The following is a 13385-nucleotide window of genomic DNA, read 5'->3' as shown; positions in this document are numbered from 1 at the left end:
CGCGGTTGGCGAAGCTGACGTCGAGGTCGAAGTCCTCGGTGCTGTTCATCTCGTCCTCCAACTCATGGAATGGGATCGAACAGGAGCCGGTGCTGCGGCATGTCCGGCGCAGCACCGGCTCGTGGCTGCGTCAGTCGGTGACACAGCCGGCGCAGGCGCTCGCGCCGGTGCTGCCGCAGCCGTCGCTGGTGCTGTTCAGGAGCTCGCCGATCACGGTGCCCCGGTCGGCGAAGCTGACGTCGAGGTCGAAGTCCTCGGTGCTGTTCATCTCGTCCTCCAGACGGATGAGTTGGGATAGATGGGTGGTGCGCCTGGCCCCAGCTCGGCTCAGCTCGCGCTGGTGGTGCTGGGCCAGGAGATCGTGAAGCGCTGGTGGCGGCGGTCGATGACTCGGCCGCGGGCCAGCTGCGCGTCAGGGGTGCCCGCCGGGTAGGCCCGGATCGTCGGCTGGTCGTCGCGGCGGTCGCCCCAGGCCCGCATGTGTCCGGCCAGCAGCTCTGCGGCCTGCTGGGCACTGGGACCGTGTCCGGTCGCCCCCAGCTCGAACGCGATCCGCTCCGGGGTCGTGGGCCGCATGCACAGGTAGGCGAACGAGTCCTTGCCGTAGAGCAGCGTGGAAAGGCCCATCCGAGACCAGCCGGTGGTCAGCCCGCTTTCGCGTGCCTCCTGGTTGGCAGCCAGCAGCGCGAAGTCGTCCACCAGCGTGGCGAGCCACAGGTCCAGGGTGTCGTAGGGGGCACCGGCGGCAAGCTCCACGCCCGTCCACTCCTGCACCGAGGGCTGGTGCAATGCGGCGGTCAGTGCCTCCGCGTCGGCTGTGATTCCGTCGAGGCGGAGGCCGACCCGTCCCTTCTCGTCGTCGTGCAGGACCAGCAGGTCCTGCTGGAGCTCGCCGGCGCCGCGCATCGGAACGAAGCCGCAGACCTCGGGCTCACTGGCCACCAGGTGATCGACCTCCCGCTCGAACACCAGCGAGCGCGTGATGCCCCGCAGGCGGAGCGGCACGACGACACGGCCGCGGTCAGCCAGCTGCTGCACCCAGGCCGGAGCCAGATCAGCGGCTTCGACGGTGACGAGGATGCGGTCGAACGGAGCGCGGTCAGGCACCCCCTCCTCGCCGTCGGCGACGCGTGCCACGACGTGGCCGTAGCCGGCCGTGGCCAGGCAGCCTTCCGCGCGCTGAATGACGTCCGGGTCGATGTCGATCGTGGTGACCTGTCCCGTGGCCCCGACCATCTCGTCCAGGTAGGCGGCGTTGAGGCCGCCGGAACCGATCTCCAGCACCCGGTTGCCGGGTTCGGGAGCGGCCTGCTCCAACTGGAACGCCTGGATGCGGGCGGCGCTGACCGAGCTGATCGAAACCCCCCGGTGGTCGCGCTTGGTCACCACATGTGCCTGCGGCTTGTACGCCTGCTCCCGCTCCTCCTGGGGCACGAACAGGTGCCGCGGCACTCGCCGGACCGCCTCAGCCACGGGCGCGGTGCGAACCGCGCCCAGGTCCCGCAGTTGGCGGACCAGCTCGTCGCGCTCTGCCTGGGCCTCGTCGGTTGTGGTGGACGGAGAGTTCATAGTCGGGGCCTTTCTGTTGGAGGACGGGTCGGGCATGCTCGCCTCTCCCGCGGCCGGGGATTGTGCTCCCGGCGTTTCCCCCCTCGTCGTTGCCTGCGGGGCAGGCGCACTTGCGGAGAGGGAAGATCTTGAGCGCGATCCGGATTCCGGATACCAGCTGAGGCGTTCCTCCAGCCGCGCCGCCTGTTCGAGCGGCAGTCGGACCGTGACCTTGTCCGGCTCATGAACGCAGCCGTCGTCCCAGGACAGTTCCGCACCGGGGCCAACTGCGGCGGCGAGGAGAAGGTGTAGCCGACGGTGCAAGCGGCGGCGGGCTTTGAAGCTGTGCAGGCCGGCCTTCGAAATCGCCTCCGGTCCGCCGAGCAACACCGCGAGCCGGAGGACGTTGCACGAATCCGGGTCCCAGTCGAAGTCTTCGATCTGCACTACGACGAGCCCAGGGCCACCGTCGTCGACCCGGGCATCTACCCCCGCCAGCGTGAGGCGCGTGGAGAGCAGGGCAGCCGCCTTCCGTGCTGCCTCGCGTGGCTGGAGAATGGCCGCGGTGAGTGCGGCGATGGCCTCTGTGCTGCGCGGCGTGATCTTTAGCAGCTCATCGAACAGGTCTTCATGGTCGTGCGGTGTGACCGTGGCATCCACACCCGCATCGTCCAGCCAGGCAGTGACATTCTCGCGCGAGAAATCGGAGGCCAGGTAGAGACCGTGTCCGTCTCGGAGGAGGAGCACGGGCAGGTCGTCGCCGGGGTTCTGGACGGCGATGCCGCTGAGGCGTGCCGCTGCCACCGCGATGACGAGCCGATGAAGCGCCTCTTCCCTCCCCGATGAGGTGGGCGCCGCTGCGGCGGGGTCCGTCCCTTCGATGCTGTTCATGGCTACCCCCTCCCGGTCGGAGCGAGGCATCTGCCGTCGGGGAGCACCATGCCGGTGTCCTCGAAGACCAGGACACCGTTGCACAGCAGCGCCCATCCCTGTCCGGGGTAGCTGGCGACCACGACGGCAGCCTGCCGATCGGCGCTGCCCGCCGGAGGGCAATCAGTCTCGTGCTGGCACATCATCAGACTCCGAAGGCGCGGGGGACGAAGGCGGGAGAACCCGCGGCAGGGTGCTCGGCCGGCCCTTGACAGGGCTGGGGGAGCCCAGAGCAGAAGTTCGGGGCCGACCGAGGTGCGTCTCCCCGCAGCCGGGAGCAGAGCTCACCGGCCGCGGGGAAGATCAGGCGGCGAGCCACCGCCGGGCGGTGCGCTCCAGCGGCGCTGGAAGTGCCTTCCGGAGCACCCTCCCGTGGCTCGTGCGGGCGAGTCGCACGGCGGTGTCGGCGAAGCGCGACGCGCCATGCAACTCGACGGCGGCCCAAAGTGTGCAGCCAGGGCCGCGAGTCTTCGGAACCACACCCCAGCGGCAGCCGATGCTGTCGAGGGCGAGCAGCAGCTCCTCCGCCAGCTCGGCACCGGAGCGCTCCACCATCTCGACGGTGACCGAGTGTCCCGGCTGGAGGGTGACGTTGACTTCAAGCTGCACGGATTGGCTGCACGACATGGCGGCCCTACGCATCGCGGTGGTCGCCACAGCAAGCTGCATCATCTGCTCCGTGGTCAGCTCGGTCCCCCACCGACGCAGCTGCCGCTCTGTCGCCTCGGCGATCTGGCCGCCCGTGCGGGTGACCGGATGGAACCAGGTCTGGGTTCGCGTCTCCATCACCGTTCTCCGTTCCCCTTCTGAGGAGTTGACTGCGTCGAGGCTCATCGCGGTAGGCGCGGTCCTACCGCGCCCAGCGGGTTCAGTCACAGGTCCCTCACCGCCCCGAGGACCCGGGCCACCATCCGCGGGTCCGTGCCGTCCCTGGGCGCTTCGACGGCCAGAGGGACGTCCGCCCAGACCGCCTTGCCGCCGCTGGGGAGTGGGAAGGCACCCCAGTCCCTCGCCAGTCCGCGCACCACGAGCAGCCCGCGGCTGCCCTCGGCACCCGGTGCTGGCGTTCGGCAGATCGGCATGTCGGAGCTCATGTCGAACACCAGGACTCGGACCGCGGAGCTGGCGAGCAGGTCGAGCGCGACGTCGAAGACGTCGAGGCGGCCCTCGCTCCTGGGGGTGTGCTGGAGGACGTTCGTCACCAGCTCCGTTGCGACCAGGCGCACATCGGGCCGTACGGCGCGCGGTGCCCGCCAGAGGTGGAGGGCCTGGTCGGTCAGCGCTCTGACGAGACGAGGGGCCGTCCCGGTGACCACCAGGCGCAAGTGCTGGCGGTCGAGGATGGGCAGCGCAGGCGGCCGCTTCGCCGCAATCGGCATGTCCTCGACAAGCAATGCTGTGGAAGTCCCCACTGCGCTCCTCCTCTCGGGGTGGCTGAGCCCGCTGCCGGGCAGGTCGGCGGCTCTGTCTCATTAAGCGCCTGGCGCGGCCGAAAGTGACGGGTGTCCAAGCGGACGAGTTTTTCTGTCCGCTACCGCAGCCCATTGCAGGCTCAGACTGGGGTCGCCACCAGGCACGATGCGAACGGATGGCTTCCCGAAGCGGACAGCGGGGACGTTCAAGCGGACAGGTGCGGTGGCGGCAGGTCCTCGGCGGGCGAGAGCGTGGAGGCATCGCCCGGAACCGACCACCTGTCCACCTCGCCCGGCAGGGCGAGGTGGTAGGTCAGGGCGTCCGGGCCGTGGTCGCCGGGAAGCGCGACGACGACGGCGGAGCGGTCCGTGCTGCTGTCGTGCACAAGATCGCCGAGACGCGGGGTCCACGGCCTGGGCGACTGGGGTAACCCGCTCGCCGCCGTGTCCGTCTCATCACTTTCAGTCATGTCCCCGACGGTAGGGGAGCTGGCGCAGGCGAATATGAATCTGGCGAATACGTCTGTTAGTCGTCCAGGTGGAAGCGGTCCGACATGCGGCGCAACTTCTCCCGCGTCCCTGCACGCTCGGCGTAGACGATGGACCGCAAGGTTGAGCGACCGATCGGATGGTTGCGGACCAGCTGCGGCGCCAGACGCTCCGCCTGTTCCAAGGAGGCGAGCGCCTGGTCCCGGTTGCCGTCCCAGAGGTGGGCGCGGGCAATATCCATGTGGTGGTGCCCCTGGCGGGAGTTCGGCAGGGCGGCCACGACGGTCGGATTCGTTCGGGCGTTCAGGCGCAGGGCGCGGGACTGGTCGTGCATCTCCAGCGCGACCGACACCGCGTGGATCTGTACGTTGCCGGCGCTGAAGGTCAGTGAGTGCCGGTCGAACACCTGCGGCCCCGACGACTCCTCTTCGTCCACCCGGTCAGCGGCGACCTTGGCGGACGCAATGCGGCTGTTCGCCTCGGTGGTGTCTCCTGCGCGGGCGGCTGCGACGGCTGCCCGGAGCTGGAGCGAGCCCCATGCCCGCAGCGTCAGTGGCTCACCGCGGTTCCACGCTGGTTCGAGCTCCAGCAGTGCCTTGTCGGTGAGGTCCAGGGAGTCGGCCCAGTCGGCGGTTGCCCACATATCCCAGACCCGCATCCAGTCGGCCACGGCAACGAGGACGGGGTCAGCGGAGTGCTGAGCAGCCCAGGCAGCACGCTCGCAAGCCATGGCCACCAGCTCGGGGTGGCCGAGCACGTGGCCGGCAGTGTGCCCAAATTTGCACATGACGCCGTAGAGGGCGAACGCCTCTTCCCGCTCGTGACCCGAGGAGACCTCCGCCAAGGCGCGGGCTTCCCGCAGCATGTCCGGGAGTACCTGGACGATCGCCTCGTTGGCAGAGCTGTCCCGCAGGCGGTGCAGACGGACCGTCTCCCTCCACAGCGCGGCTGACGGCCGCGGCGTCCCGTCGAAGACCGGCGTCAGGTCGTACCGACGCAGCTCGCGCAGGATTGCCGAGACGTGGACCTGCCATTGGTTGCGCGCCGGCGAGGCCGAGTAAGGGCGTCCGATCAGGTCATTCGGGTGGACGTGCAGCTCGGCAGCGAGCTGGTTGAGCAGACCCACTCGGTCCAGTTCGATCTTCCCGCTCTCCACCCGCGACACCCAGCCCTGGGTCCGACCGAGGGCTGCGGCGAGATCGGCTTGCGGCATCCCCAAGCGGAGCCGGGCTCGGCGTACACGCCGCCCGATCTCCTCGGCCTCCTCGATCACCGGCTTACTCCTGACTCAAGGCTCCAGCACCAGCGATTCCAAGGTACTGACGCTCCGGGGGTCCGTGCACTGCAATCCCGACCGATGCCTCTGCCGATCAGGCAGCTGGGCGGAATCTGGCCACCGAAGGGCAGGTGACGCGGTGTAATAGATCAGAGATCTGCTGCGCCTCTGCTCGGCGCCGCGCCTTGTGGGAGGAGGGGGACGTGCCGCAGCCAAGGAGACCCCTGCAACCGACGCGTTCGGCTGCCGACTGGTTCGGTGCGGAGATCAGGTACTGGCGCGAGCTGCGCGGCCTGACGCCGAAGCAACTGGGGGATGCAGTCGGCCTCAGTGCAGACGCTGTCGAGAAGATCGAGAAGGGTGACCGACTGCTCTCAGTCGAGCACGCCGGAAAGATGGACCAGGAGCTGCGCACCGGCGGCGTTCTGGCCCGATTCCGGCCCTTTGCCAAGGCCGAAGCGGACAGACGGCGCGGGCAAGCGGACAACCACGGCAAGACGAACTCTCCGGCGGCGGCGACCGGCATCCTGGCCACGAGCCGATCACCCAAGGAGCCGTCTGTGAAACGCCGTATGTTGCTGGCCCCCGACTCCTTAGGTCTGGCCAGCGCCCTGGCCTCTCTCGGCCAGGAGGGCGGCCTCGGTCCGCGCATCGGCCCAGCCGACGTCGTCACCGTGGAGGAGACCTCCCGGCAGCTCCGGGAGTGGGGCAACGTCCACGGAAGCTCGGGAGCGATCTTCCAGACCGCTGCCCTCGGGGTGCTCCGGCAAAGCGTAGAGAGAGCGGGTGACTGCCCTCCGCGCCTGCGCCCTCAACTACTGGCTGCTACTGGGCGGTTGGCGCTGACCCTTGGCAGTAATAGATTCGACGCGTTCGACCACGATGCTGCTAAGGCACTTTTCGGTGTGGCCACCACCTGCGCGGAAGAGGCGGACGACTGGGTTCTGCGGGCCAGCGTGCTTAACTGGCGTTCGCGCCAAGCCATCTGGCTTGACCGCCCGGACGCCGCGCTGACCCTCGCCGAAGTGGGTCTGGTGCGTGCTGATCGCATCCCCCCTCGGGCACAGGCGGCGTTGCAGAACTGTCGGGCTCGCGCCTACGCCCTGCTCGGCCAGCAGCGGCTGTCGCTCGCAGCGGTCGATGCCTCCGACGCACTGTTCACCAGCCCATGGGGCGACGACGAGCCGGCGTGGCTGGCGTACTACGACGAGCCGCAGCACCAGGGCGACACCGGCCACGCCCTGCGGGATCTCGCCATCGCCGGGCTTCTGCCGCCCGACCAGGCCGCAGAGCGCCTTCGCACCGCTGTGGCTGGCCATCCCGACGCCTTCCGCCGTAGCCGCGCCATGTCCGTCAGCAGACTCGCTACGCTCCTGTTGGTGACCGGCGACCCGCAGGAGGCGATGATCGTGGCCCACCAGGCACTGGACGACGTAGGCCAGGTCCACAGCCGGCGCGCAGCCTCCGACCTCGGTGAGTTCGCCCGCATCGCCACCCGGCTCCGAGCGCCCGGCACCACCGCCATCCGGGAACGGATCGCGGCGGCGGTCGGCCGGTGACGGCTCCGGCAGTCATGGCCGTAGAGGCAAGCAGGGAACACCTGCGGGCAGCCTGCGACGTAGCGGGTATACCCGGTCAGGCCGACAGCGCAGAGCTGATCCGGCTCGGTGAAAATGCGATGTGGCGGGTGCCGAACCTTGGCCTCGTCGCTCGGATCGCCCGTGACGGGCAGCAGCAGGCTGCCGCCCGTGAGGTGCGCGTCGCATCGTGGTTGGCGGAGAACGGCATCCCCGCGGTGCAGCCGATCAGGGAGCTGCCGCAGGCCCGGGACGTCGGCGGCCGTGCGGTCACCTGGTGGCACGACCTCGGTCCCCACCGCGCCGGGACGGTCGTGGAGCTGGCCGGCCTCCTGCGGCGGCTCCACTCCCTTCCGGTCCCCGCGGGGTTGGACCTCGGCGTCGTCGATCCCTTCGTCCGCCTGGACGACCGGATCGGCCAGACCGATCTTGACCCCATGCAGCGAGCCTGGCTCCACGACCACCTGGCACACCTCCGAGCAACCTGGGCCGCCCTTCCGGCAACCGCTCCTCACGTCGTAGTCCATGGGGACGCGTGGGCCGGCAACGTCGCCGTCACCCCGGACGGCACCGCCCACCTTCTGGACTTCGAGCGCACCGCCGTCGGCCCCCGCGAATGGGACCTGGCCAGCACGGCAGTCGCCTGCAAGACCTCCGGCACCGTCAGCACCGATGACTACCAGAGCTACTGCCGGGCCTACGGCTGCGACGTCACGGACTGGCCGGGGTACCCCACGCTGCGCGGCGCCCGCGAGCTACGCCTCGCCTGCTTCGCCGCCCAGATCGCGGTGCAACACCCTGCTGCCCACGAACACGCCGTGCACCGCGTTGAGTGCCTGCAAGGGCTCCACGGTCCGCGGCCCTGGTCTTGGAGCCCAGTGCCGTAGACCTTTCGGGCTGGCCGAGTTGTGATTGCCGAAGCTGCTACTCCCGGTCCCCTGTCGCTGAATTGTGCGGGAACGGCGGCGGGCATCAAGGGCGCTCCTTCGTCGCGTCGCTGCGCGACCAGCCTGCGGCTGGCCCTTGACCCCCGCCGCCTTGCCCCTGGAACTGCTCTCGGGGGGCCGGGGGCATCCCCGGTCTGCGAAGGGTGGTGGCTGGCCGCCGTCGCCGCCGACCCGTAAGTGATCATGAAAAAGGCCAGCTCAGGGCACCTTTGCAGTTGACCGCAGACCCTAGTTACTGTAGTATTGTTCTTGTTGGAGGGGATGGCACCCCCGCCAGCAGGACGAGACCACGGTGATCACGCTGGAGGAATGCGTTGACTGCAACTATCGCTGAAATCAACCCCGTTGAGACCGATGAGGGCCAGGAGCCCAGCCCGGTGAGCAAGCGCCTCATCCTGGATGTGGACCCGAACGAGCTGATCAGGACCAGCAATGTTCGCCCCGCCGATCTGGACGCCGAACTCGTGGAGTCGATCCGTGAGAACGGCCTGGTTCAGCCGGTCGTGGCGACGCCCTATGAGGACGGGCTCGCCGTCATCCTCGGAAACCGTCGCACCGTTGCGGCGATTGAGGCCAAGCGCACCGTTGATGTGATCGTTCGCTACGACCTCGGCGCGGACGCGCTCCGCATCGTGGCGCAGCTGATCGAGAACATCCACCGCAAGGACATGACGGAAAGTCAGATCGCTGCCGCATATGCACAGCTGGCGATGGATCTCGGTATGAGCGAAAGCGAGATCGCCAAGAAGGTGGGCAAGAAGCGCGAGGCCGTTCGCGCCTCCCTCAAGCTTCACCAGATGCCGCAGACCACCAAGGACGCGGTGGACTCGGGTCAGATGGACTTGGAAACCGCGCTGGCTTTGGGCAGCTTCGAGAGCGACCCCAAGGCGTACAAGCGGCTCAGTGAGGCAGCCGCGCAGGGCAAGAACAAGCTCGATTACCGGCTCAAGGAGGAGGAGAAGAAGCGCGAGCGGGACATTCAGCTTGCCGAGATGAAGGCGAAGCTGCTCAAGGACGGCGTCCAGGTGGTGCCTAAGCCCATCGGGCTGAGCTACAGCAGCGGCAAGGAGGTCCACCTCCACCAGATCGAAGGCCCGGACGGTGAGAAGTTCACTCCGGAGACCCACGCGGAGTGCCCCGGTCACGCTGCCTGCATCGAGAACTACGCCTACAGCGACCCCAAGCCGCTGTTCATCTGCCGTGACCCGAAGCGGTACGGCCACACCGTCACCTCCTACTACACCTACAAGACGCCGGAGGAGGAGGCCGCCGAAGCGGCCCGGAGCGAGGAGGCCAAGCGCCAGCAGGAGGAGCGGCGGCAGGCGCTGGCCATCGCCCGGGAACTCCGTATGGAGGGCATCCAGAAGCTCTGCCAGTCGAAGAAGATGCCGAAGGGCTTGCTGCTGGCCTCGCTCGAAGTCCTCTTCGTCCTCGGTTTCGAGAGGACCGACCGGACCCGCAGCAAGGCGCTGGACTTCCTGGGGGTGGCGAAGCCGGGGGAGGACCAGGGCGAAGACTTCAAGATCAAGGTTGGCCGGATGGCCGAGGCGCGGCAGCCGCTCGCAGCGGTGGCGATGGCAGCCGCAGTGATGGAAGAAAAGATCGACATGGTCGGCCAGGCGTGGGGCAGTGCGCACCGCCCGAACGTGATCTGGTGGTTCGAGGTGCTGGAGAGCGCCGGATACACCCTGTGCGACCCCGAAGCTGAACTACTGGAAACCCTCCGGGAGCAGGAGGAGAAGGCCAAGGCGGAGGAGGCCGAAGCCGATGCGGAGGATGAGGAGGACTGGGACGACGAGGGCGACGACGGCCAGGACGCCGAGGCCAGTGCCGAGCCCGAATCTACGGGCGGTGAGGACGAGGAAGCCGCCGACGAGACGCAGGACGACGAGTCCGGCGAGGTGGTGAGCCTGGAGGAGCTTTACCCGGAGATTGACGAGCCGATCGCCGCATAAGGGCAGCGGGCCGGGGCGCACTCAGCGCCCCGGCCCCTCCCCGCCGATCACCGGTACGTGCTGGAGGGCTCCAACCAGAGCCCTCCAGCACGTGGCCACCGCCACCACGCTCGGAGCCGAAGTGTTCAACCTCCACCCCATTCAGCCTCAGCACCCGGAACTTCCCGCGCCAAGGGTGCGCGCCGATCTCGCCGTTCAACTCCAGGGAAGCCACACCGTCGAGGCGGTGTGCATGGCCCGCAGCGTCCTGCTCGCCATGCCAGCGGCCCGCATCCGGATCACCTGTCCCCAGCCCGCTTACGCCGCCTACACCGCGTGGTCCGATGCGCTCTCCCTCGCCGCGCGGGTGTTCCAGGGCGACAGCTCTGGCGGCAGCAGCCGCGTCCCCGCCGCCGGAGGTGTGACCGCTGGACACCTGCACTTCGCGGCGGAGGTCACCACCTCGGTTGACTGCCTCACCTCCGAGGCCAGCCCCAACCGCGCACCGCAGATCCGGGTACAGCTGGGCGGACTGCTGATCATTGCGGCAGATCACGCCGCCGTCATCAGCCAGGCATCCGCCTGGACCACGGCCTACGGGCACGCCGCCCGAATCTGGCCCGAGCTTCCCCCGCTCGCCTCCATCACCGCTGGGCACGCGGAAGCGCCGTCGCTGCGCATCGCGGCCTGAACGTCAGCCAGGAGGCACTTTGTTCACCGTCCTGACCACCCCTGCCGGGCGTAAGCTCCACGTCTCCGTCTCCCTGGACTGGACCCTTGGAGCCGCCCTCTACCGGATCGCAGAGGTAGACGGGACGATCACCCTCGGGTGGACGTCCGACCACTACCGCTGCGACTGCTGCACCGAGCCATCCATTCAGCTGACCTACGGGAAACCCGCCGAAAGCCCCTTTACCAAGCGCTTCGAGGACCCGCCGACGGTGTTCGGCGTCACCCTCGCCGCGTGGACGGTCTACCGTGCCTCTGCCATGCGGCCGGACCGCGCCAGCGGCTGGCTCGGCGTCCGCCGAGAAGGCACCGGCGGCTACGACCCGGAGGCCCCGGACGGTACCCGCCGCCGGACGGCAGAGATCGTCTACACCATCACGCAGCACTGGCTCGCCCAGCCATGGGCGCAGCAGCTCCACCGAGCGCATGAACAGCGTCACGCTCCTGCCAGGCTCCGGCTGCACGCCGCCGCCATCAGGGAGCTGGAGGAGAAAATCTGCCACCTCACAGCCGAGCTCGCCGAGGAGCTGACAGCGGCGGAGGAGCAAGAGCGGATCATCAGCGCTGGACCGGTCGCCCCGAAGTGGCAGCGACCGGACGGTCTGCCCGCGACGAGCGGGCAACTGGCGGCGTAGGCCCGGCGGCAGTCGGCGCGCGGCGCGATGGCGGGGGCATCGAGCCCCCGCCATCGCGGCGCATCCGGTCGAAGGCAGCGAAGGCCCGGCCGGCGGCTCTCCCGCCGACGATGAACGGGAGCCCAGAGGACCAGGAAGGACCGATGCCCACCCTCTACGAGATCAGCGACGGCGACACCGGCCAGCTCCGAGCCGTCACCCGGACCGGCGTGCCCGAGGCCCTGGACGCCGCCTGCCTCCAGCTCTCCGCCGAGCTGGAGGCAGGCGGCGAAGGCAGCAGCATGATCCGCTACCGCCTCGCGGTGCACCAGGTCACCCCGGACGGCACCCGGACGTGGCGCGGCCAGCGCCTGTACTACCCCGGCGGCCCCCGCCCCCCGCAACAGCAGGAGACGTAGGCGCGGACACCCCGTGACGATCGTCGGGGCACCCACCTAGCATGAGAACGGCTCTGCACCACGGGCCGAGCACGAAGGGCACCACCATGGACAACCACCACAACGACCAGGCCCAGCGCCGGGCCGCGGTCGAGTCGGTCCGCGGCTCACTCGCAGCCGAAGGGCTGGAGACCAGCACCGCCTACGACGACGACGCCGAGCGCTACGTCAGCGGCAGCCTCACCGCCGACGAGCTCGTGGCCCGTGCTGAGCAGCGCTACCGCCGACAGGCCGAGCCGGGCGCCGAATGACGACGACCGACCCCTACCTCGACCCGGAGTCCGGCATCCTGCGGAACTCCCTCGGGATCACCGATGGCAAGGAACTGGCGGCGGCAGAGGCGGACATCACCAGCGCCAGGCTCACCAGGCTGCTGGAACGGCCGATCGCCGGTACCTGGGACCTCGCCCACCTCCAGGCCCTCCACCGCGAGGTATTCGGCAGCATCTACCCCTGGGCCGGCCAGCTGCGCACCGTGGAGATCGGCAAGGACACGGGTTTCTGCCCCGTGCAGAACATCGAGGGCTTCGCTGCGGACATCTTCCGCAAGCTGGCCCGCGCAGACCACCTGCGCGGACTGGACCAGGGGACGTTCAGCGCGAAGGCGGCCGACCTCTACGGCGACGTCAACGCCCTGCACCCGTTCCGTGAGGGCAACGGCCGGACCCAGAGGGCGTTCCTCGGACAGCTCGCCACTGCCGCCGGATACACGATCTCCTGGTCCCGCATGGACCCGGAACGCAACCGGCTCGCCTCCATCGCCTCCTACCTGGGGCAGGAGGGTCCGCTCCGGGCGATGTTCGCCGACCTCGTCACCCCGGCGACCAGCCGGGCCAAGGAGCAGCCGATAGCCGGCCCCGCGGTGGCGGCCGTACAGCAGCTGGTGGAGCGCCCGCCGGCGCTGAACCCCGGAGCGCCGAAGCCGCCGACGTACCGGCTGTAGAAGAACGGATCGAGGTAGCCCCGCGCCCTGGGCTACCCTGAACGACCTACGGTTCTCCCTCGCGGAGCACCGTGGTCTCTGGCCGGTGGACACGTGCCAACGCCTCCTCGGAGGTACCCCTCGCGGGTGTGTCCACCGGCCTTTCGCATGTCGTCGCGCCTTCGGCGCGGCTGTGTTTTCGGGGCGGTGGGGTCCGGCTGCGCCGGGCTGTCTTTTTGGGTGCCTTCGGCCCCTGTCGCGGATGGTCGGGGTGATGCGGCGGGCGTCAAGGGCGCTCCTTCGTCGCGTCGCTGCGCGACCAGCCTGCGGCCGGCCCTGGACTCCCGCCGCCTCACCCCTGGCAGCGCTTTCGGGGGGCCGGGCATCCCCCGGGGACAGGCTTGCGCGGGGCCGGGCGCCGCCGCCGACCGACCCACAGACGATCTTGAAACACCCAGCCCGCCAGTCCTCAAAGGCTTGACGCAAAACCCCTATAGATATAGTATTGAGCTATCAGGTCGAGGGAGGGCAACCCGAGACCGACCCACG

Annotated in this window: 15 protein-coding genes; 8 read left to right on the top strand and 7 right to left on the bottom strand. The window is 69.2% G+C overall.

Features of this window, described 5'->3' with window-relative positions; all coding sequences use genetic code 11:
* Positions 1–130: 130 nt before the first annotated feature.
* The 7 genes from IF29_RS45595 to IF29_RS0138670 all read right to left on the bottom strand — a co-directional run bounded on the left by IF29_RS45595 (position 131) and on the right by IF29_RS0138670 (position 5652).
* Entirely contained in the window at positions 131–268 is a 138-nt protein-coding gene (locus IF29_RS45595; RefSeq protein ID WP_084715493.1) for an FxLD family lanthipeptide, read from the bottom strand.
* Between the two features lie 59 nt (positions 269–327).
* Positions 328–2439: a methyltransferase, FxLD system gene (gene fxlM, locus IF29_RS47195; RefSeq protein WP_198037675.1), complete on the bottom strand. Its 2112-nt coding sequence runs from the start codon at positions 2437–2439 to the stop codon at positions 328–330.
* A gap of 2 nt (positions 2440–2441) precedes the next feature.
* A complete protein-coding gene (locus IF29_RS48285; RefSeq protein WP_030266269.1) occupies positions 2442–2621 on the bottom strand; it encodes a DUF5999 family protein in 180 nt (59 codons plus the stop codon).
* Positions 2622–2781: 160 nt separating this feature from the next.
* Complete coding sequence (locus IF29_RS0138685; protein WP_030266265.1) at positions 2782–3264, bottom strand: hypothetical protein; 483 nt, start codon at positions 3262–3264, stop codon at positions 2782–2784.
* A gap of 86 nt (positions 3265–3350) precedes the next feature.
* Positions 3351–3890, bottom strand: coding sequence for an ATP-binding protein (locus IF29_RS42860; protein ID WP_037598322.1), 540 nt, complete (start codon positions 3888–3890; stop codon positions 3351–3353).
* A 206-nt stretch (positions 3891–4096) separates the two neighbouring features.
* Entirely contained in the window at positions 4097–4360 is a 264-nt protein-coding gene (locus tag IF29_RS0138675) for a hypothetical protein (protein WP_157624154.1), read from the bottom strand.
* A 56-nt stretch (positions 4361–4416) separates the two neighbouring features.
* Positions 4417–5652, bottom strand: coding sequence for a helix-turn-helix domain-containing protein (locus IF29_RS0138670; RefSeq protein WP_030266257.1), 1236 nt, complete (start codon positions 5650–5652; stop codon positions 4417–4419).
* A 206-nt stretch (positions 5653–5858) separates the two neighbouring features.
* Here IF29_RS0138670 and IF29_RS0138665 point away from each other — a divergent pair, with 206 nt between their 5' ends.
* The 8 genes from IF29_RS0138665 to IF29_RS0138630 all read left to right on the top strand — a co-directional run bounded on the left by IF29_RS0138665 (position 5859) and on the right by IF29_RS0138630 (position 12857).
* Entirely contained in the window at positions 5859–7214 is a 1356-nt protein-coding gene (locus IF29_RS0138665) for a helix-turn-helix domain-containing protein (RefSeq protein ID WP_051726600.1), read from the top strand.
* A gap of 119 nt (positions 7215–7333) precedes the next feature.
* A complete protein-coding gene (locus tag IF29_RS0138660) occupies positions 7334–8119 on the top strand; it encodes a phosphotransferase family protein (protein ID WP_198037674.1) in 786 nt (261 codons plus the stop codon).
* 437 nt (positions 8120–8556) lie between these two features.
* Positions 8557–10134: a ParB/RepB/Spo0J family partition protein gene (locus IF29_RS0138655; protein WP_030266248.1), complete on the top strand. Its 1578-nt coding sequence runs from the start codon at positions 8557–8559 to the stop codon at positions 10132–10134.
* 91 nt (positions 10135–10225) lie between these two features.
* Complete coding sequence (locus tag IF29_RS0138650) at positions 10226–10804, top strand: hypothetical protein (RefSeq protein ID WP_157624153.1); 579 nt, start codon at positions 10226–10228, stop codon at positions 10802–10804.
* A gap of 19 nt (positions 10805–10823) precedes the next feature.
* Entirely contained in the window at positions 10824–11477 is a 654-nt protein-coding gene (locus tag IF29_RS0138645; RefSeq protein ID WP_030266242.1) for a hypothetical protein, read from the top strand.
* Between the two features lie 143 nt (positions 11478–11620).
* On the top strand, positions 11621–11875 hold the full coding sequence (locus tag IF29_RS0138640; protein WP_030266238.1) for a hypothetical protein: 255 nt from the start codon (positions 11621–11623) through the stop codon (positions 11873–11875).
* Positions 11876–11916: 41 nt separating this feature from the next.
* Complete coding sequence (locus tag IF29_RS0138635) at positions 11917–12165, top strand: antitoxin VbhA family protein (protein WP_198037673.1); 249 nt, start codon at positions 11917–11919, stop codon at positions 12163–12165.
* Entirely contained in the window at positions 12162–12857 is a 696-nt protein-coding gene (locus IF29_RS0138630; RefSeq protein WP_063757717.1) for a Fic/DOC family protein, read from the top strand. Before IF29_RS0138635 ends, IF29_RS0138630 begins: the two co-directional genes overlap by 4 nt.
* The last annotated feature ends 528 nt before the right edge of the window (positions 12858–13385 follow it).

The organism is Streptacidiphilus jeojiense (assembly GCF_000719095.1).
Classification (GTDB): domain Bacteria; phylum Actinomycetota; class Actinomycetes; order Streptomycetales; family Streptomycetaceae; genus Streptacidiphilus; species Streptacidiphilus jeojiensis.
The sequence above is the reverse complement of the archived record's forward strand: the minus strand, read 5'-3'. Positions and strand labels throughout refer to the sequence as shown.